At 67.1% G+C, this 22,262-nt stretch carries 25 protein-coding genes; 14 read left to right on the plus strand and 11 right to left on the minus strand.

Annotated features, from left to right (window positions below; all coding sequences use genetic code 11):
* Positions 1-20 precede the first annotated feature (20 nt).
* From ACFVWT_RS09280 to ACFVWT_RS09290, 3 genes are read right to left on the minus strand one after another with little or no spacing between them, the layout of a single operon-like run.
* Positions 21-1,394, minus strand: coding sequence for an NAD(P)(+) transhydrogenase (Re/Si-specific) subunit beta (locus tag ACFVWT_RS09280; protein WP_390247349.1), 1,374 nt, complete (start codon positions 1,392-1,394; stop codon positions 21-23).
* On the minus strand, positions 1,391-1,687 hold the full coding sequence (locus ACFVWT_RS09285) for an NAD(P) transhydrogenase subunit alpha (protein ID WP_028271409.1): 297 nt from the start codon (positions 1,685-1,687) through the stop codon (positions 1,391-1,393). The genes ACFVWT_RS09280 and ACFVWT_RS09285 overlap by 4 nt, the downstream gene beginning before the upstream one ends.
* Positions 1,687-2,862: a Re/Si-specific NAD(P)(+) transhydrogenase subunit alpha gene (locus ACFVWT_RS09290; protein WP_390247351.1), complete on the minus strand. Its 1,176-nt coding sequence runs from the start codon at positions 2,860-2,862 to the stop codon at positions 1,687-1,689. Before ACFVWT_RS09290 ends, ACFVWT_RS09285 begins: the two co-directional genes overlap by 1 nt.
* Before the next feature lie 139 nt (positions 2,863-3,001).
* Here ACFVWT_RS09290 and ACFVWT_RS09295 point away from each other — a divergent pair, with 139 nt between their 5' ends.
* From ACFVWT_RS09295 to ACFVWT_RS09305, 3 genes are all read left to right on the plus strand, one after another.
* A complete protein-coding gene (locus ACFVWT_RS09295; RefSeq protein ID WP_390247353.1) occupies positions 3,002-3,988 on the plus strand; it encodes a TIGR03885 family FMN-dependent LLM class oxidoreductase in 987 nt (328 codons plus the stop codon).
* A complete protein-coding gene (locus tag ACFVWT_RS09300; protein ID WP_390247355.1) occupies positions 3,985-5,676 on the plus strand; it encodes an alpha-amylase family protein in 1,692 nt (563 codons plus the stop codon). The genes ACFVWT_RS09295 and ACFVWT_RS09300 overlap by 4 nt, the downstream gene beginning before the upstream one ends.
* A gap of 209 nt (positions 5,677-5,885) precedes the next feature.
* Positions 5,886-6,122: a hypothetical protein gene (locus tag ACFVWT_RS09305; RefSeq protein ID WP_209741870.1), complete on the plus strand. Its 237-nt coding sequence runs from the start codon at positions 5,886-5,888 to the stop codon at positions 6,120-6,122.
* Between the two features lie 5 nt (positions 6,123-6,127).
* Here the strand turns inward: ACFVWT_RS09305 and ACFVWT_RS09310 are convergent, their stop codons facing one another.
* The 3 genes from ACFVWT_RS09310 to ACFVWT_RS09320 are packed head-to-tail and all read right to left on the minus strand — an operon-like array spanning position 6,128 to position 7,817.
* The gene (locus ACFVWT_RS09310) at positions 6,128-6,415 is read right to left on the minus strand and encodes a MoaD/ThiS family protein (RefSeq protein ID WP_390247357.1); all 288 of its coding nucleotides are present in this window, start codon (positions 6,413-6,415) and stop codon (positions 6,128-6,130) included.
* Positions 6,416-6,423: 8 nt separating this feature from the next.
* Positions 6,424-7,557 carry a WD40/YVTN/BNR-like repeat-containing protein gene (locus tag ACFVWT_RS09315; RefSeq protein WP_390247359.1) on the minus strand — a complete coding sequence of 378 codons (1,134 nt, stop codon included), beginning with the start codon at positions 7,555-7,557 and terminating at the stop codon, positions 6,424-6,426.
* A 59-nt stretch (positions 7,558-7,616) separates the two neighbouring features.
* Positions 7,617-7,817: a hypothetical protein gene (locus ACFVWT_RS09320; protein ID WP_390247361.1), complete on the minus strand. Its 201-nt coding sequence runs from the start codon at positions 7,815-7,817 to the stop codon at positions 7,617-7,619.
* Positions 7,818-8,035: 218 nt separating this feature from the next.
* Between ACFVWT_RS09320 and ACFVWT_RS09325 the strand changes: the two genes are divergently transcribed.
* The 8 genes from ACFVWT_RS09325 (at position 8,036) to ACFVWT_RS09360 (ending at position 16,540) form a co-directional block, all read left to right on the plus strand.
* Positions 8,036-10,372, plus strand: coding sequence for a CHAT domain-containing protein (locus tag ACFVWT_RS09325; RefSeq protein WP_390247363.1), 2,337 nt, complete (start codon positions 8,036-8,038; stop codon positions 10,370-10,372).
* Positions 10,373-10,386: 14 nt separating this feature from the next.
* Positions 10,387-10,731: a CU044_2847 family protein gene (locus ACFVWT_RS09330; RefSeq protein ID WP_390247365.1), complete on the plus strand. Its 345-nt coding sequence runs from the start codon at positions 10,387-10,389 to the stop codon at positions 10,729-10,731.
* Positions 10,732-10,813: 82 nt separating this feature from the next.
* Positions 10,814-11,320 carry a universal stress protein gene (locus tag ACFVWT_RS09335; protein ID WP_390247367.1) on the plus strand — a complete coding sequence of 169 codons (507 nt, stop codon included), beginning with the start codon at positions 10,814-10,816 and terminating at the stop codon, positions 11,318-11,320.
* Entirely contained in the window at positions 11,317-11,847 is a 531-nt protein-coding gene (locus tag ACFVWT_RS09340) for a DinB family protein (protein WP_390247369.1), read from the plus strand. The genes ACFVWT_RS09335 and ACFVWT_RS09340 overlap by 4 nt, the downstream gene beginning before the upstream one ends.
* A 250-nt stretch (positions 11,848-12,097) precedes the next feature.
* Positions 12,098-13,309, plus strand: a complete 1,212-nt coding sequence (locus ACFVWT_RS09345) for an MFS transporter (RefSeq protein ID WP_390247371.1) — start codon at positions 12,098-12,100, stop codon at positions 13,307-13,309.
* A gap of 73 nt (positions 13,310-13,382) precedes the next feature.
* On the plus strand, positions 13,383-13,730 hold the full coding sequence (locus ACFVWT_RS09350) for a metal-sensitive transcriptional regulator (RefSeq protein WP_390247373.1): 348 nt from the start codon (positions 13,383-13,385) through the stop codon (positions 13,728-13,730).
* A gap of 94 nt (positions 13,731-13,824) precedes the next feature.
* Positions 13,825-14,055 (plus strand): heavy-metal-associated domain-containing protein, encoded by a 231-nt coding sequence (locus ACFVWT_RS09355; protein WP_305942864.1) that lies wholly within the window; start codon positions 13,825-13,827, stop codon positions 14,053-14,055.
* A 58-nt stretch (positions 14,056-14,113) separates the two neighbouring features.
* Entirely contained in the window at positions 14,114-16,540 is a 2,427-nt protein-coding gene (locus ACFVWT_RS09360; RefSeq protein WP_390247375.1) for a heavy metal translocating P-type ATPase, read from the plus strand.
* Here ACFVWT_RS09360 and ACFVWT_RS09365 read toward each other — a convergent pair.
* Positions 16,537-16,809, minus strand: a complete 273-nt coding sequence (locus tag ACFVWT_RS09365; RefSeq protein ID WP_043485658.1) for a DUF2277 domain-containing protein — start codon at positions 16,807-16,809, stop codon at positions 16,537-16,539. The two genes, ACFVWT_RS09360 and ACFVWT_RS09365, sit on opposite strands and share 4 nt — an antisense overlap.
* Before the next feature lie 221 nt (positions 16,810-17,030).
* Here ACFVWT_RS09365 and ACFVWT_RS09370 point away from each other — a divergent pair, with 221 nt between their 5' ends.
* Positions 17,031-17,294, plus strand: coding sequence for a hypothetical protein (locus ACFVWT_RS09370; RefSeq protein WP_011691158.1), 264 nt, complete (start codon positions 17,031-17,033; stop codon positions 17,292-17,294).
* A gap of 119 nt (positions 17,295-17,413) precedes the next feature.
* On the opposite strand, the gene ACFVWT_RS09375 is transcribed toward ACFVWT_RS09370, so the two are convergent.
* A complete protein-coding gene (locus tag ACFVWT_RS09375; protein ID WP_390247837.1) occupies positions 17,414-18,400 on the minus strand; it encodes a DMT family transporter in 987 nt (328 codons plus the stop codon).
* A 158-nt stretch (positions 18,401-18,558) separates the two neighbouring features.
* Between ACFVWT_RS09375 and ACFVWT_RS09380 the strand changes: the two genes are divergently transcribed.
* Positions 18,559-19,101: a CGNR zinc finger domain-containing protein gene (locus ACFVWT_RS09380; protein ID WP_390247377.1), complete on the plus strand. Its 543-nt coding sequence runs from the start codon at positions 18,559-18,561 to the stop codon at positions 19,099-19,101.
* Positions 19,102-19,164: 63 nt separating this feature from the next.
* Here ACFVWT_RS09380 and ACFVWT_RS09385 read toward each other — a convergent pair whose 3' ends face one another.
* The 3 genes from ACFVWT_RS09385 to ACFVWT_RS09395 all read right to left on the minus strand — a co-directional run bounded on the left by ACFVWT_RS09385 (position 19,165) and on the right by ACFVWT_RS09395 (position 21,579).
* On the minus strand, positions 19,165-19,527 hold the full coding sequence (locus tag ACFVWT_RS09385; protein WP_390247379.1) for a hypothetical protein: 363 nt from the start codon (positions 19,525-19,527) through the stop codon (positions 19,165-19,167).
* 82 nt (positions 19,528-19,609) lie between these two features.
* Positions 19,610-20,206 carry a hypothetical protein gene (locus tag ACFVWT_RS09390; RefSeq protein WP_390247381.1) on the minus strand — a complete coding sequence of 199 codons (597 nt, stop codon included), beginning with the start codon at positions 20,204-20,206 and terminating at the stop codon, positions 19,610-19,612.
* Positions 20,203-21,579: an MATE family efflux transporter gene (locus tag ACFVWT_RS09395; protein ID WP_390247383.1), complete on the minus strand. Its 1,377-nt coding sequence runs from the start codon at positions 21,577-21,579 to the stop codon at positions 20,203-20,205. Before ACFVWT_RS09395 ends, ACFVWT_RS09390 begins: the two co-directional genes overlap by 4 nt.
* Before the next feature lie 150 nt (positions 21,580-21,729).
* On the opposite strand from ACFVWT_RS09395, the gene ACFVWT_RS09400 reads away from it, so the two are divergent.
* Positions 21,730-22,164 carry a DoxX family protein gene (locus tag ACFVWT_RS09400; protein WP_390247385.1) on the plus strand — a complete coding sequence of 145 codons (435 nt, stop codon included), beginning with the start codon at positions 21,730-21,732 and terminating at the stop codon, positions 22,162-22,164.
* Positions 22,165-22,262 lie beyond the last annotated feature (98 nt).

Here is a 22,262-nt window from a genome sequence, read left to right on the forward strand (position 1 = left end):
CTGGCCCGCGGCCCAGGCTGCTACAGGGCCTTGACTGCCCCCAGCACCTTGGTCAGCGAGTCCTTGGCGTCGCCGAACAGGAGCGTGGTCTGCGGTTCGTAGAGCAGCTCGTTCTCGATGCCGGCGAAGCCCGGACGCATGGAACGCTTGAGGAACACCACTTGCCGGGCGTCCGCCACTTCCAGGATGGGCATCCCGTAGATCGGCGAGCCGGAGGACGTCTTCGCGGCCGGATTGACCACGTCGTTGGCACCCACCACCAGGGCAACGTCCGCAGTCTTGAACTCCGAGTTGATCTCGGTCATTTCCTTCAGTTCCTCATACGGAACATTGGCCTCGGCCAGGAGCACGTTCATGTGGCCGGGCATCCGGCCGGCCACGGGATGGATGGCGAAATCCACCTGGATTCCGCGGAGCTGCAGGGCCTTGGCCAGTTCCGCCGCGGTGTGCTGGCCCTGGGCCACGGCCAGGCCGTAGCCGGGAACGATGATCACGCGCTGCGCGTAGCCCAGCAGCACGGCGACGTCCTCCGCGCTGGACGAGCGGACCGGCCGTTCACTGACGGCGGTGGAACCCGCCGTCGAACCTCCCCTGAACGCCCCGAAGAGGATGCCGGCCACGCTGCGGCCCATGGCGGCGGCCATGGCCCGGGTCAGGATGGTACCGGAGGCCCCCACCAGCGTGCCGGCCACGAGCAGCAGGACGTTGCCCAGCACCAGGCCCGAGGCTGCGACGGCCAGGCCCGTAAAAGCGTTCAGCAGCGAAATGACGATCGGCACGTCCGCGCCGCCCACCGGCAACACCAGGAAAACGCCCGCGGCGAGTCCCAGGACCAGCAGCAGCAGTGCCAGGGGCAGCGAACCGGTCAGGACGACGGCGGTGCCGGCACCCACCGCGGCCAGCAGCACCGCCGCCATGACCACGGGAAGTCCCGGGAAGACCACCGGCCTGGTGGTCATAAGCTCCTGCAGCTTGGCGAAGGTGATGGCGGAGCCTGCGAAGGAGACCGCCCCAACCAGGAGCGTGAAGGCGATGGCCAGGCGGACCCAGGCGTCCTCCGTGTGTGCCAGCTCGAGGAGCGCCACGAGGGCAGCGGCGCCGCCGCCCACTCCGTTGAAGGCGGCCACGAGCTGCGGCATCTGGGTCATCTTCACGCGCCGGGCCACGGGGGCGGCCACTGCTGAGCCCACAGCAATCGCACCGAGAATCCACGGAATGTTGTCCAGCCGTGCAGAAAGGAACACGGTGGCTACGCCCAACACGGCTCCCGCGGCGCCCACGAGGTTGCCGCGGCGGGCCGTGCGCGGTGAGTTCAGGCCCATGAGGGCCAGAATGAACAAGACAGCCGCAACCAGGTAAAGGAGTCCCGTCCAGGTCGGGTCAAGGATGCTCATCGCGGACCCTTCCCGTCCCGACGGCCGCGGAACATCTCCAGCATGCGGTCCGTCACCACGAAGCCGCCCACCAGGTTAGCGGTGGCCAGCACGACGGCGAGCAGCGCGACCGCGAGGACCCACGGGTCCGCGGCCTGGCCGGCCACGATGATGGCCCCCACCAGGATGATCCCGTGGATGGCGTTGGCGCCTGACATCAGCGGTGTGTGCAGGGTGCTGGATACTTTCGAGACCACTTCGAAGCCCACGAAAACCGCCAGCACGGTGATCGTGAGCAGGCTGATACCGTCCATCAGGCCACCCCCTCGTTGTCGGATGCGCGGTTGTCGGGCATGGCCAGGGCCTCCGCCGTCGGCGCGTGCCGCACCTCGCCGTCGTGCGTGAGGCACGTGCCGGCCAGCACCTCGTCACCGAAGTCCAGTGACAGGGTTCCGCCCCGGACCACCAGGGCGAGCAGGTTGGCCACGTTCTTCGCATACAGCCGGGAGGCGTCGGCGGGCATGGCGGATGCGGCGTCCTTCAGGCCCACCAGCGTCACCGTGCCCTCGCCATCGGCGGTATCCACCCGGATGTCCTGGCCGGGAACCGATCCCTCCACGTTGCCGCCGGACTCGGCGGCGAGGTCCACCACGACGGAGCCGGGCCGCATTCCCTGCACCATCTCCCGGCTTACCAGGAGCGGGGCCCTCCGGCCGGGGACGGCCGCCGTCGTAATCAGCACATCCGCCTGGGCCACGTGCGGCGCCAGGAGCTTCCGCTGCAGGGCGCCGCGGTCCGCACTGAGCTCGCGGGCATAGCCGCCCGCGGCCTCTGCCGTCTCCAGGTCGAGCTTGATGAAGGTGCCGCCCATGGAGGCAACCTCGTCTGCCGAAGCGGGCCGGATGTCATTCGCGGAAACCCTCGCCCCCAGCCGTTTTGCAGTGCCGATGGCCTGCAGCCCCGCCACGCCGACGCCGAGCACCAGCACGCGTGCCGGCGGGACAGTGCCCGCCGCCGTCATAAAGAGGGGGAAGAACCTCGGCAGCCGGATGGCCGCTTCCAGAACACAGCGGTAGCCGGCCACGAGGGCCTGGGAGGACAGTGCGTCCATCGACTGCGCCCGGGAGATCCGCGGCACCAGTTCCATGGCGAAGGAAGTCACCCCGGCGGCGGCGAGCGCCCGGACCGTGGTCAGTTCGGACGACGGCGATGCGAACCCGGCGGTGACGGCACCGCGGCGCAGTGCCGCCGCCGTCGCGGGTTCCAGCGGCCGCACATGGGCGAGGATGTCGAGTGTGCCGGGGTCCAGCTCGGGGACGATCCGGGCCCCGGCCCGGACATACGCGTCGTCGCTATAGCCGGCGGCCGCTCCCGCCCGGGATTCAACCAGGACCTCAAGCCCCAGGCCAACCAGCTGTTGCACGGTCTCCGGTGTTCCGGCAACCCGCCGCTCGCCCTCGCGGTGTTCCCGCGCAATGCCTAGCTTCACCCGCCACTCCCTTTCCAGCGTCATCGCTGTCCCGCGTCATCACTTCCCCGGGTCGGTACTGGCTAGAGTCTATGCAGAAAGACGCGGCTCCGCCGGTGCTTTCCTCGACACGCGTCTTCCCCGCCGGTAGACATTAACGATGGCTACTATCGGTTTCCACGCATCGCATGAACAGATCAGCCCGGGCCAACTGCTCCAGGACGTCCAACTGGCGGAGCAGGCGGGGTTCGACGCCGCCATGTGTTCGGACCACATTGAACCCTGGTCCGCCCGCCAGGGCCACTCCGGCTTCGCCTGGTCCTGGCTGGGCGCGGCACTGGCCACCACGTCCCTCCGCTTCGGCGTGGTGACCGCTCCGGGCCAGCGCTACCACCCGGCCATCATTGCGCACGCCTCGGCCACCCTGGCGGACATGTTCCCCGGGCGGTTCTGGATGGCTCCGGGGAGCGGGGAGAACATGAATGAGCACATCACCGGCGATGCGTGGCCGGCCAAGGAAACCCGCCAGCAGCGCTTGGAGGAATGCGTTGACGTCATCCGGCGCCTGCACAACGGAGAAGAAGTCACCCATCACGGCCTGGTCACCGTGGAACAGGCACGCCTCTGGGACGTTCCGGAAACCAAGCCGCCGCTGATTGCCCCCGCGGTCAGCGTGCAGACAGCCCGGCGGGCGGCGGCTTGGGCGGACGGCCTGGTCACCGTCAACCAGCCGCACGCGAAGCTGACGGAAATGCTCGCTGCCTACCGTGACAACGGCGGCAACGGCAAGGCGGTGCTCCAGATCCATCTGTCCTGGGCGCCGCGGGAAGAGGATGCGGCTTCCATCGCCCTGGACCAGTGGCGGTCCAACGTGTTCGCGCCGCCCATCCCCTGGGACCTGCCCACCGCGGCGCACTTTGACGGCGTCAGCACCGACGTCGGCGAGGACCAGGTCCGGAAGGCCGTCAACATCTCTGCCAGCCTGGACCAACACGCCACATGGCTGCAGGAGTACGCGGACCTGGGCTTCGACGAGCTGTACCTGCACTTCGTGGGCCAGCAGCAGAAACCCTTCATCGAGGCGTTCGCCGAGCATGTCCTGCCGCAGCTGCGGGCCGGCAGCGGGACGCAGGCGGTGACGGCATGAGGATCGCCGAGACGTCGGATCTGTGGTGGAAGAATGCCGTGGTCTACTGCCTTGACCCGGAAACCTTTTTCGACGACGACGGCGACGGCACCGGGGATTTCGGCGGCCTGATCCAGCGTGTGGACTACCTGGCGGCCCTGGGCGTCACGTGCATCTGGCTCATGCCGTTCTATCCCTCGCCGGACCGGGACGACGGCTACGACATCACCGACATGTACGGCGTGGACCCGCGGCTCGGCACGCTGGGCGACGTGGTGGAGTTCATCCGGACGGCGAAGGACCGGGGAATGCGGGTGATCGCGGACTTCGTCATCAACCACACCTCGGACAAGCACCCCTGGTTCAGGGAATCCCGGAAGTCCGTGGACAACCCTTACCGCGACTATTACGTGTGGCGGAAGGACACTCCCCCGGACACGTCGGAACAGGTGGTGTTCCCCGGTGAAGAAACGTCCATCTGGACCCGGGACAAGGCCACTGGCGAGTGGTACCTGCACATGTTCGCCAAGCACCAGCCGGACCTGAACGTCGCCAACCCGAAGGTCCGGGACGAGATCGCCAAGTCCATGGGTTTCTGGCTACAGCTGGGGCTGGACGGTTTCCGGCTGGATGCCGTGCCTTTCTTCCTGGAGCTGCAGGGCGTGTCCAAGGAGGATGCGGCCAAGATCGATCCGCACGACTACCTGGCCGCGCTGCGCAGCTTCCTGAACCGGCGCAGCGGCAGCGCAGTCCTCCTCGGCGAGGTCAACCTCCCCTATAAGGACCAGCTGAAATACTTCGGCGGGCCGGACGGCAACGAACTGAACATGCAGTTCGACTTCCTGAGCATGCAGAACCTCTACCTGTCCCTGGCAAGGGAGGACGCCCGGCCGCTGGCCAAAACCCTGGCCGCCAGGCCGGCTATCCATCCGGACAACCAGTGGGCCATGTTCGTCCGCAACCATGACGAGTTGACGCTGGACAAGCTCAGTGACGAGGAGCGGGCCGAGGTCTTCGCCGCCTTCGGGCCGGACCCGGACATGCAGATGTACGGCCGGGGGCTCAGGCGCCGCCTGCCAACGATGCTCGACGGCGATTCTGCCAGGATCCGCATGGTCTATTCGCTCATGTTCTCCCTCCCCGGAACCCCGGTTCTGTTCTATGGCGAGGAACTTGGGATGGGTGAAGACCTGCGGGCCAAGGGCCGCTCCGCAGTACGGTCCCCCATGCAGTGGACTGACACGGCGAACGGCGGGTTCTCCACCGCCCCGGCGGACAAGCTGGTGGCTCAGGTGGTTGACGGTTACTTCGGGCCGAAGAACATCAACGCCGCACAGGCAAAGCGCGACCCGGACTCGCTGTGGAATTTCATCGCCGCACTCATCCGAAGCTACCGGGAGAGCCCGGAACTTGCCTGGGGCGACTTCGAACTCATCAAGCAGTCAAATCCCGGCGTGCTCCTGCACAGCTGCACCCGAGCCGGTTCAACACTGGTCCTGGCCCACAACATGGCCGCGCAGCCGGCCTCCGTCGCGGCAAAGGTGTCGTCGCCGGAAGATCCGCAGGAGACGTTCGGCGGCGCCATCCTGCTGGACCTGCTCGACGGCGAAAACGTTCCGCTGGCGGACGACGGCGGCTTCGAACTGGAGCTGGAGCGCTACGGCTTCCGCTGGTTCAGGATCCAGCGACCGGCCGACAGGCGGATATAGCAACGACGGATATCGCGCCGCCGGATCTGAGGCGGCACGGCCCGACGCCGCCGCCCCTTCAGCTGCCACAGGGGCGCGGAAACAGCATGGGCGCGGAAAACTAACGCGGCCATTACCGGCGTGAAACGCGGCGGCAACAATGGCGCAGGACACTGGATGTTGCCGGCAATTGCAGGCAACAGCACAAGCTCCAGCTCAGGAGGCCCGCCATGTTGAAGGAAGCCAAAGCCCATGTGACCCGCGTTCGCGCCCTGGACCAGCTGCACCGCGGCGACGAGATCGAAGCCCGCCTTTCGGTGGGTCCCAGCTATGACGATGTGGTGATACGACGGGGCCGCGTGCAGGAAACTGCGCCGGGAATCGGCGTCGTGTGGATCATGGACCGTCAGACCGGGATGCGCAAGGCGATCAATTCGGACGAGTGCAGCATTTGGCGAGTAGCCTGAGCCCCTCAGCCGCCGGCCACGGACTGGATGATCACCACTTCCTGGCCGGCAGCCACTTCAGTTTCGAGTCCCTGCAAGCGCCGGACCTCGTCCCCGTTCACGTAAATATTCACGTAGCGGCGGAGGGTACCGGTCTCATCCCTCAACCGCCTCGCAAGCACCGGATAATCCCCGGCCAGCGAGTCCAGCAAAACCCCCACAGTCACCGCCCCGTCGGCGGGCGTAGTCAGGATGGACTGCCCGCCGGCGAGCGGCTGGAGGACACTGGGCAGCACAACGCTGATGTCAGCCACCACGGACCCTAGGCGGGGACCGGAGCGCCGGGCACCAGGGCTGCGGACACCACGGCGGCGCGGACACACAGGACGTCCGGCAGATGTGACGCAACTTCGGTGAAGTGCTCGCCCTCGTCCGGGCTGGCGTAGACCGAGCCACCGCGCGTTCCGAAGTACACCCCGGCAGGTTCTGCGGAATCCACCGAGGCAGCGTCACGGAGAACTGCGTTGTATTCGCCCTGCGGCAGCCCTGAATCAAGGCGCTTCCAGGTCCGTCCGGCGTCGTCCGTCCGGTGCACGGCCAGTTTCCCGTCCGGCGGGATGCGTTCGCCGTCGGCCTTCAGCGGGATCACCCACGCAGTGCCGGCCCGTCGGGGATGCGTCAGCATCACAAAACCAAAATCGGCGGGGAGTCCTTCAGCGATTGACTCCCAGTTCTCACCGTTGTCGTCCGTGCGGTAGACGCCATGATGGTTCTGGGCGTAGAGCCGGCCCTCGACAGCGGCATCCGCCGCGATCTTGTGCACGCACTGGCCGAACTCCGGGTTGGGGTCGGGCATAAAGTACGCCGAGATCCCCTTGTTCCGAGGCTCCCAGGAGGATCCGCCGTCAAGCGACCGGTAGACGCCGCCCGTGCTCATGGCGATGTGCACGTTTTCCCCGGAGGGATTGACAACGATCGAGTGAGCGGCTGCTCCGCCGTACCCGGCGCCCCACTCGCCGCGGTGCGGATGGTCCCAGAGCCCGCGGTTGAGTTCGAAGTGTTCACCGCCGTCAGTCGATTTCCATACGGATATGGGTTCCGCGCCGGCCCAGACCACCCCGGGGCGGGACTCGGCGTCCGGGTAGATCTGCCAGATGCGCTCCACCGCGGTGTCGGTGCCGTCCGGGAACTTAATGGCGCCTTGTTCGGGCTCGGTCCACGTCGCGCCGAGGTCATCCGAGTGCGCAACAGTGGGCCCCCAGTGCTCGGAGCGGACACCCACCATGATGCGGGTACGCCCGTCGCGGGTGTCGATGCCGATGCTGGGGACTTCGCTCATCAGGAAATGGGGGCCGGACATGGACCATGTCCGGCGGTCCTGGCTGGTCGCCAGCCACAGCCCTTTTTTGGTTCCGATTGCTAGGACATAACTCTGTTCGATGGCCATGCACCCCATGCAACCACTCAGGCACGGAGGCCGCAATGGTTTTGGCGCGACGTCATGCGCCCTGCGGATCAGTCCACGAACTCAGACTGCGTCTCGATGAAGTCCCAGTCCGCGTAGGTCAGGACTCCCGTGGCGGTGTCCGGGTGCGGGCCGCCAGCCTCTGCAATCCCCTGCAGCACAAACAACGGGAGTTCCTCGGCGCGCAGGTTCTCCCGCAGCCATTCCTTGCTGGCCAGATCCAGGTCAAGCCACCACATGTAGATTTCCACCGCGGACCACCTCTCCTTCTGCCTCAACGCTATTCCGCGGCGGCGAGGTGTACAAGGGTCCAAGGGCCATGGCGCCCCGTTTCCGGCCCCCGCGCCCATTGCCCCTTGTGCCGGCACTTCCACTGCGCCAATCTTGTCTTGTAGGCCTGCCGGGCGCACCACCACAGGCGTCGGAGGCCCGCTGTGGAGGTACTCCGCACGTCATTGAGAAGGTTGTCATGGACGGCGACATAGAACTCGAACTCGCATCAGGTTCCGAGCCGGGTGAGTACACCGTGCGCGTGGTGCAGGCCCCGGCCGGAGGCAGCGCATCGGGGCTGTTCAGGCTGGACGTGGACGGGATCCTGGCACGTCGCGCGGAATTGGAGTCCACCGTCCTGGCCTCGTCCGTGGCCGCCCGCCGCACCACGCCAGTCGCCGAGCTTCCGGTGCGGGGCGTGGGCCAGGAACTCTTCCAGGCACTTTTTACCCGCGAGGTCTATGGGACGTACCGGGCAAGCCTGGGTGCCGCCCAGCATAGCGGCCAGCAACTGCGGGTCGTGCTGCGCCTTGCTGCTCCTGAGCTGGCCGCGATGCCGTGGGAAATGTTGTTTGACCCGGAAACCGAGAGCTACCTGTGCCAGACGGAACCGCTGCTTCGCCATATTCCCGCGCCCGACTATCACCTGAACCCTCTGGAGATCGTCCCCCCGCTGAGGATCCTGGGCCTGATCGCATCCCCGCGCGACCTCCCCTTGCTGGATGTCGAAGCGGAGCGGGACCATCTCACCGCAGCCTTGGCGGGGCCTGTTTCCGAGGGACGAATCGAACTCGTGTGGGCGTCGGGCGGGACCTGGGACGAGATCCAGTCGATGTTGCTTGACGGCCCCTGGCACGTTGTCCATTTCATCGGCCACGGTGACTACGACGCCAGGAACGATGAAGGCCGGATCGCCTTGGTGGGGGCCGACGGCCGCGCCTCCATGGTGCGGGCCATCCGGTTCATGGCCTTGTTGAGCGTGGCGGTACCCCGGCCCCGCCTGGTGGTCCTGAATTCCTGCTCCTCGGGAGAAACCGGCCGGGAGGATCTCTTCTCCGGCACCGCCTCCACCCTGGTCCGCAGCGGCATCAGCGCGGTGGCTGCCATGCAGTTCGCCATTAGCGACGGCGCCGCGATCTCCTTCGCCCAGGGCTTCTATGCTGCGATAGCGAACGGCCGCGGCGTGGACGAGGCCGCACGGGTGGGGCGGATCTCCGTGATGGGAAGCCCTGACGGAACCCTGGAATGGGTGACGCCGGCACTGTATGTCCGGGGCGGCGACACGAAGCTGTTTAACTTGAAGGCACCGGGCCGTCCCGCGGCGGCACGCAAGGTGGACTCTGCCGTGCCCGTCACGGCTGCTTCCGGGAACAACACTGCGGGAACACCAGAGCGGTCCGATGCCCGGATCCGGCAGGCCGAACTCCGCGCGCTGTATGTGCAAGCCTGTGCTGAGCTGCGGACCAAGCATTACGCGGTGGCCATCGAGCTGTTCGATGACCTCCTGACGCTCGATGGCGGCTACCGCGACGCGGCGGTACTCCGCGCTTCCGCTGCGCAGCATCTGGAACGTTCCGAGGCATACCGCCACGCCCGGGAGGCCGAAGACGCCGGGGACTGGACTGCGGCTGCCGATGGCTACACCGCGGTGGGGGACGATCCGGACTTCCCCGACGCCGCAGCCCGGGCTCGCGATTGCGCCAAACGGCAGCGGACAGCCGACCTGCAGGGTGAACTGGAGTACCACGCCAGCAGCGGAAACTGGCAGGCGGCGGTGGACGTGTCGGCCGAGCTTTACGGTTTGGATCCCGCCGCCTCTGACCCGGACGGACTCGCGACCAGGGCACGGAACGAACTGCGTCGCGAAAACGACGCGCTGCGGGCCGCGCAGCGGAACGCCCAGAAGGCTGCCCGGCAGGCGGAACCGGAGCGGAACGGCATGGAGGGCCCCGCAGCGGAGAGCGCCGGCGTAGATGCGCGGCTGCGCACGGCGTCAGGTCCCGATCCGCGCTTCCTTGCCGCCGGCGGCGCCGTCCTGGCCGTGGCCGGCGCCCTCCTGGCAGCCTTCTTCGCCTACCTCAACTGGGTCGATCACGACTGGTGGTACTCCGGCGGGGAGGTCAGCGTGCGCCTGGTCTACGCATTCCTGGCGCCCGCGGGTTATCTCCTGCTCCTGCTCGCCGGGTTGCCGGATCAGACCGAATCAGGCCGGGTGACTCTGGCCATCGCAACCGGAGCCGGCGGGCTGCTGGGCGTGGTTGGCCTGGAACAGGATCTTCTGTGGGCCGCCACCGCCACCACCCTGGCTCAGGCACTTTTCGGCGGGTGGGCGGGCATCCGGGCCATCCGCGCTCCGAACACACCGGCTTTGGCCGGCTGGCTTCTCCTGGTCTGCCTGGTCACACTCCCGCTGATGTGGCTGCCGGGAGAGGACCTGTCAGCACGGGCAGCGTTGCTGACGGTGCAGAACGCCGCCGTCGGCGCCAGCGGTTTGGTCTTCCTGGGACTGGCACTCAGACGGAAGAGGAAGGGCTAGAGATGACGCGGCTGGTGGAATTTCCTACGGACGGGGGCGGAACCGTGCTCCTGGAAGTATCAGACAGCACGGGCGGCCTGGTAACGCGCGGGGGCGGGCAGGGCGGCGTTTTCGCGCGGGCGCAGCAGACCTTTGAGCGCGCCCTCAGCAACATCCGGCCGGCCGTCCAGGGTGTCATTGATGAACTCACAGCCCTCCCCGACAAGCCGGACGAAGTGTCGGTCAAGTTCGGCCTGGACCTGCATGCCGAGGCCGGAGCATTCATTGCCGCGGCCAGCACCAGCTCAAACTTCACGGTGACTCTCACCTGGCGGCGCCCCAAGCCTGCGCTGGAGGCTCCTGACGCCGACCCTGACTAGGCCGACCCGGCCCAGGCAGTGCCGGGTGACCCGGTTGCGTGGCGGCGCTGTTCAAGGAATGCACGCAGGGCCACAATGGAGTATGTCTCCTGAACGCTTTAGCGGCCCGCCTCCCCTGGTAGTCGGGGTGTTGCCTGGCCAGCACTCCGAGGTACTGCAGTTGGCCTCCGGCCTCGCGGAAAAGCTGGGCGTTCCCTTGTTGTGCGCCTACGTCGACGAGGCGAGCTACCTCGTCGAGTGGGACCCGGCACGGTCGGCGCACCGGCTGTCCCTGCACCCGGACAGGGACGATGCCGATGTCCGGGCCGTGAGCGAGGAGCTCCGCGGCACCGTAGGGGCTGCCTGCGCCACGAAATCGGTGGAGTGGACCCTGCGGATCCTGTCCGGAGACCCGGCGCGCGCCCTGGGGCGTGTGGCGGCGGAGGCCAACGCCTCCATGATCATCGTGGGAACCCCCGAGCGCGGACTGGGGCACCGCCTCTCGGCAGCCCTCAACGGTTCCGTGGCCGCGTGGCTGACCCACCACCAGGACCGCCCCGTCCTGGTAGTCCCCGCACACATGGGCGCCCACCGGGACATGCCCGAGTGACCACAGCTCCCGGCGCAGTCCAGCACGGCTACGAGCGCAACTGCAGGGAGCTCGAGCGCTGGCTGGCCGCCGCTTCCGACGCCGATCTCCGCCGCAGGAGCGCCGGCACCCGCTGGACCAACGAGGAGCTTTTGTTCCACATGGTTTTCGGCTACATGGTGGTGCAGGCCCTGCTGCCCCTGGTCCGGATTTTCGGGGTGCTGCCGGCGCCTTTCAGCCGGGGGTTTGCGCGCATGCTCAACGCCGGAACTGCACCGTTCGACGTCGTCAATTACCTGGGTTCCAAGGCTGCGGCCCGCGTTTTCAACCGCAGGCGGATGGCCGCGAAGCTCCGGCGGGTGACACACTCGCTCGAGCGGCGGATTCGGCGAGAGACAGCCGCGGCAATGGCACGGGGGATGTCCTTCCCGGACCGCTGGGACCCCTTCTTCACCCCGCGGATGTCCCTGGCGGACGTCTACGCCTATCCCATCGAACATTTCGACTTCCATGCCACCCAGCTCAGCCTGGACCGGCGGGCACCCTGAACGAACATGCTTCAGAAAGACAGGACGAAAGGCCCTGTGAAAGTAAAGCGAAAGTAGTTATTCAAGGTAGTGGCGCTCACCGCTACCGCCAAGTAAGCTGGAGTTCGCAGGAAGATGTTGGACCTGCCCCATAAGCTGCTCCGGAGTGCGTATCCCCCAATAACGCACTCCGGAGCTTTTTAATGTCGCGCCGGATTCCGGGGATAATCAAGCGAAAAGCGGCGCCGGCCGCCTGCCAGGGGAGCAATCCGTGACCACAACGCCAGTCCATACGCCGACCGCCGCCGTCACGGCTCCGCTCTACGCCGCCGGCTTTGTCACGGCCTTCGGGGCGCATAGCATCGCAGCCGGGATGGGGGCCCACAGCGGTGATATCGGACTGAGCCTGCTCAATCTTGGCATTCTCCTGGCTGTTTACGACCTTGCCGAGGTCGTGCTGAAACCGGTTTTCGGAGCTTTGAGCGACCGAATTGGCGCGAAGCCGGTGGTCGTGGCAGGGCTTTTCGCTTTTGCGCTGATGTCGCTGATCGGGTTGTGGGGCTCAAACCCCCTGATGCTCGGGCTCGCCCGAATCGGCCAGGGCGCCGCCGCCTCGGCGTTTTCGCCGGCGTCCTCGGCCATGGTCGCGCGGCTAGCCGGCCGCAACGCAGGGACCTATTTCGGCCGCTACGGCTCGTGGAAGAGCCTGGGCTACGTTGCGGGACCGCTGATCGGCGCCGGCCTGATCTTCCTGGGCGGTTTCACCCTCCTTTTTGCGGCCCTGGGCATCCTCGCGGGGGCCACTGCGGTGTGGGCGATGGTGACGCTTCCGCAGCTGGCCCCTTTACCGCGGCCGCGGTACACACTGTTGGATCTTGCCCGCCAGGTAACGCATCGGAGCTTCCTCGTGCCTACGCTCGTTCTCGCGGCAGCCACCGGAGCCCTGGGCACAGCCATTGGCTTCCTCCCCGCCCTGGCCACCCGGCACGGCCTGGATCCCATGGCTGCCGTAGCCGCAGTCAGCGTCCTGGCACTCGCGTCCGCTGCCACCCAACCCTGGATCGGCCGCCTGCGTGATCGGGGCCGGCTCCAGGACGGCCCCGGCATGACAGCCGGGCTGCTGCTGACGGCGGCCGGAATCGCGGCGGTGGCACTGTTTCCCGGACCGGTCACCCTTTTCGGGGCGGCGGCGGCCATCGGCACGGGAATCGGTGTTGCCACGCCGCTGGGCTTCGCACACCTGGCCGCTACTACGCCACCTGAGCGTTTGGGCCGGACCATGGGATCAGCCGAGCTGGGACGCGAGCTTGGCGACGCCGGTGGTCCGCTCCTGGTTGGTGCCGTGGCTACGGCTTCCACGCTGCCCCTGGGCCTCGGAGTCCTCGCCGCCGCGGTCGCCGCCGCATCCCTGCTCGGCATCGGCAGCATCGGCCGCGGGGCGCCGTCTCGTCCGTCAGGGAGAGACCGGACCGCGGACAAGTAGTCCGGGACACCGCTCGCAAATATACCCCCTGGGGGTACTTGCCATATACCCCTTGGGGGTATATGTTTGGGACATGGATTCAGCAGAAGACGCCGACCCCCGGACCGCGGACGCCGAAACCGTCCCCCAGCATGGCTACACCTCGAACAAAGAAGCATATCTGCGCCGACTCAAACGGATTGAGGGCCAGGTCCGCGGAATTGCCCGGATGGTTGATGAGGACAAATACTGCATCGACATCCTCACCCAGGTTGCGGCCGTGAACAAAGCGCTGCACGCAGTGAGCCTGGGCCTCGTCGAGGAGCATATCGGTCACTGCGTCGTCGGCGCCGCCGCAGAACCCGATCCGGCACTCCGCGCGGAGGCCATCGACTTCAAGGTCAAGGAGGCTACCGATGCCATCGGGCGCCTGCTGCGGTAGCGGCAATCCGACCCACCACACCATCCGGATGATCCGAACGGGTCAGTCCGGCGCCGCCGACACCACCGGCACCACCGAGAAAGAGGAGCACACCATGAGCCCCGTATCCACCACCGTAAATGTGTCCGGAATGACCTGCGGACACTGCGTGTCGTCCGTGAGCGAAGAGCTGGAAGCACTGGAAGGCGTGGAAGCGGTCGACGTCGACCTCAACGCCGGCGGCATTTCCACCGTCACCATCACATCCGACAAGGCCCTCTCGCGCTCCGAGATCGGCGAAGCCGTAGCCGAAGCCGGTTACCTGGTGGTGGCCAACGAGGCCTGAACGGTCCGCGCCGCCTGCCCCACCTACAGCGAACAGATACCGACAACGAGGACACGCCGTGAGTAACGAGCAACTGCTACACCAGCCGGGAACCCGGGTCATCGAACTCGACATCGAGGGCATGACCTGCGCTTCATGCGTCGGCCGGGTGGAACGCAAGCTCGGGAAGCTCGATGGCGTCGAAGCCTCGGTCAACCTGCCCCTTGAGTCGGCGCAGGTCACGGTCCCCGCCGGCATCACCGACGAGCAGATCACGGCCACAGTGGAGGCGGCAGGCTACAAGGCCCGGGTCCGGCAGCCGCGCTACCCGAGCCGGGGCGGCGACGCTGAGATTGCGACCGGCTCAACCACAACCGGTGGGACACCCTCGAGCGGCGACGCCGGGGGCATGCCGCAGCATGCGTCTGAGCGAGGTACGAGCGAGCCTGCAGAGCATGCCTCCGGTGGTGCCGCGGCTGGTGGCCACATGGCCCACGGTGACGCCGCTGCCCAACTTAAACCGCGGCTCATCGTTGCCGCCATCCTCACCGTCCCGGTGTTCGCGATTTCGATGCTCCCGTCGTTCCAGTTCGCCAACTGGGGCTGGGTGGCGGGGATTCTGGCATTGCCAGTGGTCACGTGGGCGGCCTGGCCGTTCCACCGCGCCGCGGCCATTAACGCACGGCACCTGGCGTCCACGATGGACACACTGGTGTCCATCGGCGTCACCGCCGCATACCTGTTCTCCGCCTGGCAGTTGCTGGCCGATCCCCGCATGACCGAACACCCCGGCATGGAAATGGGCACGGGCGGGCTGTACTTCGAGGTGGCCTCCGTGGTCACTGCCTTCCTGCTGCTGGGCCGCTTTTTGGAAGCCAACGCGAAGCAGAAGGCGGGCGATGCCCTGAAGGCACTGCTGAACCTGGGCGCCAAGGATGCCACGGTACTGGCCGATGGGGCCGAACTCAGGATTCCCGCCGACCAACTGACGGTGGGCGATGTCGTGGTGGTCCGCCCCGGCGAGAAGATCGCGACGGACGGCGTGGTTGTGGACGGCGCCTCGGCCGTGGACACCTCCCTGGTAACGGGCGAGTCGGTACCGGTCGAAGTGGGTCCGGGCAGCCCTGTCACCGGGGCCACAATCAACACTTCCGGCCGCCTGCTGGTCCGCGCCACCCGGGTTGGCTCCGAAACCACCTTGGCCCAGATGGCCCGGCTGGTTGCCCAGGCGCAGACGGGAAAGGCGCCCATCGCCCGCCTGGCGGACCGCATCAGCGCAGTGTTCGTGCCGATTGTGCTAGCCATAGCCGTCCTCACTTTCGTCCTCTGGATCGTCTTCAGCGGCCCGGTGATTGAGCCTGCCGACATCCGCGCGGCGTTCACCGCAGCCGTGGCGGTGCTGGTCATCGCCTGCCCCTGCGCCCTGGGCCTTGCCACTCCGGTGGGACTCCTCACCGGAACGGGCCGCGGCGCCCAGCTGGGGATTCTGATCAAGGGGCCGCAGGTGCTGGAAGATACCCGCACCGTTGACACGATCCTGCTGGACAAGACGGGCACGGTGACCACCGGCCACCTTGCCGTTGACGACACCCGCGCCTTCGGCACGCACAGCAGGACTGAAGTGCTGCGCTTTGCCGGGGCAGTGGAGGCGGCCTCCGAGCACCCCATCGCCCAGGCCATTGCGGCCGCTGCGCTGTCCGCGGAGCGCAGGAACGACGACGGCGGCCGGCTTCCCGCCGTCGAGCACTTCCGTTCCGCGCCGGGCGGCGGGGTTGTGGGCCGTGTGGCCGGCAGGCCGGTCATCGCCGGACGGACCGGCTGGTTGCGGGACAACGGCATAACGGTCTCGGCGGAACAGCAGGATGCGCTCCGGGCCGCGGAGGAATCCGGTGCCACCGCCATCTGGGTTGCCGTGGACGGGGAACCAGCGGGCATTGTCTCGCTCCGGGACACCATCAAACCGGGATCAGCTGCAGCGATCTCGCGGCTGAAGCAGCTGGGCCTCCGGCCGATCCTGCTGACCGGCGACAACGCCGCGGTGGCTGCGCAGGTGGCCGCCGGCGTCGGCATCGCTCCGGAAGATGTGTTCGCCGGGGTGCTGCCCGAAGGCAAGGTCGAGGCCGTGCGGAAGCTGCAGGCTGCCGGCGCCACCGTGGCCATGGCCGGAGACGGCGTGAATGACGCCGCAGCCCTTGCCCAGGCCGATCTGGGCATCGCGATGGGCTCCGGCACGGATGTGGCTATTGAAGCTGCGGACCTGACCGTCATGGGCAACGACCTGGCGCAGGTGGCTCAGGCCATCGAGCTGTCCCGGCGCACGCTGGCCACCATCAAGACCAACCTGTTCTGGGCGTTCTTCTACAACGCCGTCGGAATTCCCGTGGCGGCGCTGGGCCTGCTGAACCCCATGATCGCCGGGGCCGCCATGGCCGCAAGTTCGGTGCTGGTGGTTACCAACTCGCTCCGGCTCCGCAACTTCGGCAAGCCCGGCGGCCGGGGCGCTTAGGCGGCACCGAAGCGGACTGCCGCCTTGGCACGAGCCTTGGCGGCCTCCTCATCCCGGTCCTTGGCCGGAGCATGTGTCACCAGCGAATCGAGCAGGTGCTGGGTGGCATGCGCGATCTCGTGCACGGCGCGGTTGAACGCCTCCTCATTGGCCTTCGACGGCTTCGTGCTGCCACTGATTTTGCGCACATACTGCAGCGCAGCGGCTTCCACCTCGGCCGATGTGGCATGGGGCTCAAAATTATGCAGGGTCCGGATGTTGCGGCACATAGTCCCATGCTAGGCTCTGGACCGCCTGGGATCGAGGCCCGAAGCCTGTCCGGGTACCACTGGCCCGGCAGCTGCCCTCACGGACAGGGCTGCATGGGGAGCGGTGCCCATCGACAGTGTTCGGGCCGCGGGATAGTTTCTAGGTAATGGATCTTCCGGATGAGCCGGGGGCCGCTGGGGATGCCGATCGGATCGGGTCCGTTGACTGAAGGAGAAAACTAATGGCTATTTGGGGTGCAGACATTGCTCAGCTCAAGGCGCTCGGGACCAAGCTTCAGGCTGGTTCGTCCGAGATCGAGAAGGCTAAGTCGCAGCTGACGAAGGCTCTTGACAGCACCGACTGGAAGGGCCCGGACGCTGAGAAGTTCCGCAGCGAATGGTCCGGCCGCCACGTCACCGACCTGGCACGGGTGGCCCGGGCCCTGGAAGAGGCCGGCAAGCAGGCCAGCAAGAACGCTGCCCAGCAGGAAGAGGCTTCCCGCTAGGGAACGCCTCCCGCGGGTAATAACACCGAAACGGATGCCCCGGACGCAACAAGCGTCCGGGGCATCCGCCTTCTAACGCGAAGGCCGCCGCAGCAATGTGCAGGTTCGCGCGGGGCTGATCAGGGGACGGGTTCGACGTCGTTGGCGTGGTCCAGCGGTGCCGGCACCGACGCTGCACCGGACCCGCCTGCAGACGCGGCCGATGTCCGCGGGCCTCGGAGCTCGTCCACGCGGACCAGGACCACGCCGCCAACAATCAGCCCGCCGCCAAGGAGCTGGATGGGACCGGGCAGTTCACCGAGCAGGAGCCACGCCCAGATGACAGCGAAGAGCACCTCGGTAAGCGACACGAACGACGCGACCTTTGAACCGAGCGCCCGGGCGGCAACGATGCCCGAAACGTAGGCGAGGACAGTGGCAAGGATGACGAGGCCGCCCAGCGAAACCCACCAGGGGGTGACCCACGGCCCCAGCCTGGTGTCCGCGGTGCTGAACGCCATGGGTAGAAGTCCCGTGGCTGCTGCCAGCCACATCACCGCGGCACCCACCATCAGGCCGCCGGATGCCAGGACTATCGGCGGGAGGGTGTCATTTTCCTTGGCCGTGATGAAGAAATAGATCGCCAGGCAGACGGCTGCGGCGATTCCCCAGAGAACACCGACGGCGTCGATTTTCACGGCACCAGTGAGATCCAGCACCAGGATGAGTCCGCCCAGCGAAAGCAGCGTTCCCGCAATCGTGAGCGGGCGTGGACGCCGTCGGCTCGCGGCCCACAGCCAGAGGACGATGATCACCGGGGCGAGGTACTCCAGCAGCAGGGCAACGCCCACAGAGAGTCGCTCGACGGCGTTGAAGTAGAACAGCTGGCAGGCCGCAACGCCGATCAGCCCGAACAGCAGGATGGTCAGCCAGTTGTCCCTCAGCTGGTTCCAGCGGCCGCGCAATGCCGGCACTGCCGGGATCGCCAGGATAAGGGCTGCTCCGGTCAAGCGCGCGGTCACGGCAGCACCCGGAGTCCAACCGGTTTCAAGCAGGGATTTTGCAAAGGATCCGGAGAGCCCGAAGACGGCTGAAGAGAACAGCGCCACGCCGAGCCCGGATGCCAGGAAGCCGGCAGCGGGCCGGCGCCTGGCGCCAACCCTGGATGCGGCGGCCCGGTCGGACGCATCGGCGCGTTTGCTTGCGGCAGGCACGGCTGCCTCCTGTCAGGAGTAAAGTGGGGTAATGGTCATGACATTACGCCCGGACCCTGTAAGGAGTCAAGATGGTTTTTGCACCTGACACTGAAGTGGCGCTTCGCACTGTGGTGGGCCTGATCAACAGCGCGGCCAACGGCGAAGAGCATCTCGCCACGATCGCGGACCTGGACCGCTTCCTCCAGGCCGAAGGATTCTCCGGAGCGAGGTCACGCGACGCCGCCGAACTGGCCAGCGTCCATAAGCTGCGGAGCCAGCTCGCCGAGCTCTGGACCATGGATGAGGACGCGGCCGTCGCGACGGTGAACCGCCTGCTCCGCGAAGCCAACGCGCTTCCGCAGCTCATCAAGCACGATGAGTGGGACTGGCACCTGCATGCCACCACACGGGAAGCTCCGCTCGCGGACCGGATGGGCACCGAGGCTGCCATGGCACTGGTGGATGTGATCCGCAGCAAAGAGATGGACCGGATGCTCGTCTGCGCCGCGGAGGACTGCAACGCCGTGGTGCTGGACCTCAGCCGGAACAGGTCCAAGCGGTACTGCGATACCGGGAACTGCGCCAACCGCGCGCATGTGGCCGCCTACCGCGCACGGAAAGCTGCGTCGTAGGGACGGGCGCACGGAACAACCGGGGCGTGAGGGAACTGGTATCCGGGAATTTCCCCGGAGCACCTACCGGGGGTCGGCGTCGGGCGCGGCATCCGGCGCACCGGGGGCCTGCGCGTCCGGGCGCGCGGAGTAGCCTCCGTGACCGGAGGACTTCCTGGAGCTCAGGTTGACGCCGGAACCTTTGCCGAGGTGGTCGGCATTGTCCTTGTGGCTCATCGAAAGCATCGCGGCGATCACCAGGGTCACGATGAAAGCGATCCCGGCACCCGTGAAGGCGAGATCGAAACGAGGGGACCGGGCGCTGCCGCCGGACGCGAAGATCAGCACGGCAAAGAAAGCCAGGACGGCCCAAAATGCTGAGAACATGAGGGGTCCCTTGACCGAGGTCCGCAGATTGCGCGGTTCTCCTGGTTTCTGCTGTGCCAAGGTGTTTCCTCCCGTGCAGCACGGCCTGGGCCCTGCCGCTTAAATCAAGCGATTGTTCTACACGAAGTAGAACCGTTCCCTACTAGTTTACGGCCTCGCTGGAAACAGACCGCGCATCGTGCCGCAGGGTCAGGGCCGCCAGGATCCAGAGCACGCCCGAAATGATGGCGCCGCCGCCGGCCACTCCCAGCAGGGCATGCGCGCCGAGGTTGATGAAGAACGGCAGGGCCGCTGCGGTCCCCAGTCCGATCACACCAGAGGCCAGCCAGTCGCGCGCCAGGACGCTGCGTCCGCGGTACAGGAAACCCAGGTAGAGCTCCGCCGCCCCAAGCAGGCCCAGGCCCAGCGCAGCCAGGACACCGAACACCAGCTCGCTGCCCAGGAACGCCACGGCTACGCCTGCACCGGTAAGGACGGCCCCGGCAGCTGCCATGACCTTGCCGGCCGGCTGCCTGGGCGCCAAGCCAAACTTCCCGATTCCGCGGATCAGTGTCACGCCGGTCGCCAGCAGGTAGAGCCCGCCGGCCCAGCCCATTTCGGACGCCGACGGTGAGGCCCAGAATACGGTCACTGCACCGAACGCAAGGGCAAGCACGGCCCGGGTGAGCACCGGCTTCCACAGGTCCGCGGCGGGAGCGGTCAGGGCAGCGGGATCGGAAGGAGTTACGGGGAGGGTCACGGGTCCAGTTTAGTGCGCGGCCGATTCGACCCGAGAACCATCCACCTGTCGGTCCGTGCCCGCAGACCCAGCGTTACCGCCCGGGCGGACATGTAACCCAGCGAAAAGGCCGCCCACAGCCAAACGAGCCCGGCGGCGCCGTCGACGTTGGCGAGCCGGACGGCTACCAGCAGCGGCAGGTACACCGCGAGGTTCACGACGCCGGCAATCGCCAGGTACTTCGCGTCGCCGGCACCGATGAGTACTCCATCGAGCACAAAAACGTAGCCCGCCACGGGCTGTCCGGCGGCGAGCACCCACAGGGCGAGCATCAGCGTGGACTGGACGCCGGCGTCGGACGTGAACAACGCGCCGGCCCACGGGGCCGCGATGGCCAGGAGCACTCCTGTGACGAACCCGAATCCCGCACCCCACCGGATCATGGTCCGGGTCAGGTCCCGCACCATGCCTGGATTCGCCGCACCCAACTCCTTGCCGATCAGCGCCTGGGCTGCAATCGCAAGGGCATCCAGGGCGAAGGCAAGGAAGGTGAAAATGGTCATGGCCAACTGGTGGGCAGCCAGGTTCACCGGGCCCTGGGCAGTGGCCACCAGCACGGTCGCGAGGATCGCGATCCTCAGGCTTAGCGTCCGAAGCATGAGCCAGGACCCCACTTTGGCCATGGCACGCACGCCCCGCCAGTCCGGCCGGAGGGAAACTCCGTGATCACGTGCGTTGCGCTGGACAATCACCAGGTACACCAGCGCCATGACCCACTGGGCAATGCTGGTGCCCGCGGCGGAACCGGTCACGGACCAGCCCAGGCCGTAGACCAATACCAGATTGAGGAGGACGTTCAGGGCAAACCCTGCCGTGGCGACAGCCAACGGGGTCCGGGTGTCCTGGAGGCCACGCAACACGCCGGTCCCGGCGAAGATCAGCAGCATGGCCACCAGTCCGGGCATGGACCAGCGGAGATAGTCCACGGCGAACCGTCGGACGTCGCCCGTTGCGCCCATCAGGTCGACGAGCACCTCGGCACCGGCGAACCCTGCCGCTGCCAGCACCAGGCCCAGGACAAGCGCCAGCCAGACGCCATCCCGCCCTGCCGCGAGGGCTTTGGGAAGCTTGCCCTCGCCGATGGCCCGGGCGACTGCGGGGGTGGTGGAGTATGCCAGGAACACCATGAGGCCTACGGCCGTGTGGAGCACTGCCGACGCCAGGCCCACCCCCGCCAACTGCGACACGCCGAGATGGCCCACTATGGCTGAGTCCGCCAGCAGGAAGAGCGGTTCCGCGATGAGGGCGCCGAATGCCGGCACGGCGAGGCGGAGGATTTCCCGGGCGTTCCGGCTGGCGCGAACAGCCTGGGCGGGGGCACGTGAGTCTGGCACGGAGCCAGCCTAGCTGGCGAGACCTGTCACATGCCGACCCAATTAGTTGACTCTTCAACTAATAGCCTGGCAGGGTTAAGTATTGAAGCTTCAACCGCGTCCGAAAAGGGCGCACTGCCATGCCCCCGACCTTGAAATGGTGAAATTCCCATGAACCAGTCCACCCTGACCACCACAGCACTCACTATCCTGCGCGTCATAGCGGGCTTCCTCTTCGCGGCCCACGGCTGGCAGAAATTCAACGAGTGGACCATCGCCGGCACCCAGGCCGCCTTCGCCAAGATGGGCGTGCCGGCCGCTGAACTGGCCGCTCCTGCCGTAGCCACCCTTGAGCTGGTTGGTGGCATCGCCCTGATCCTGGGAGTACTGACGCGTGTGTTCGCAGCACTTCTTGCCTTGGACATGCTTGGCGCCCTGTTCCTGGTGCACGCCTCTGCCGGCGTCTTCGCCGCCACGGGCGGTTACGAGCTGGTGCTGCTGCTGGCAGCCGGAGCCCTGGCCATTGCCCTGACCGGCGCGGGTAAGGTGGCCGTGGACCGGGCCCTGTTCGGCCGCAGCAATTCGAAGGTCAGCGTCCTGGCGTAAGGCGGGAAGCAGCCCAAAAGACCATAAACGAACGACGCCGGGCCGGCCACGCCAGTGGCTGGCCCGGCGTCGCTGTCTGCGAACCACACGAGGCAGTC

It is taken from the genome of Arthrobacter sp. NPDC058288, assembly GCF_042880995.1.
Classification (GTDB): Bacteria; Actinomycetota; Actinomycetes; order Actinomycetales; family Micrococcaceae; genus Arthrobacter.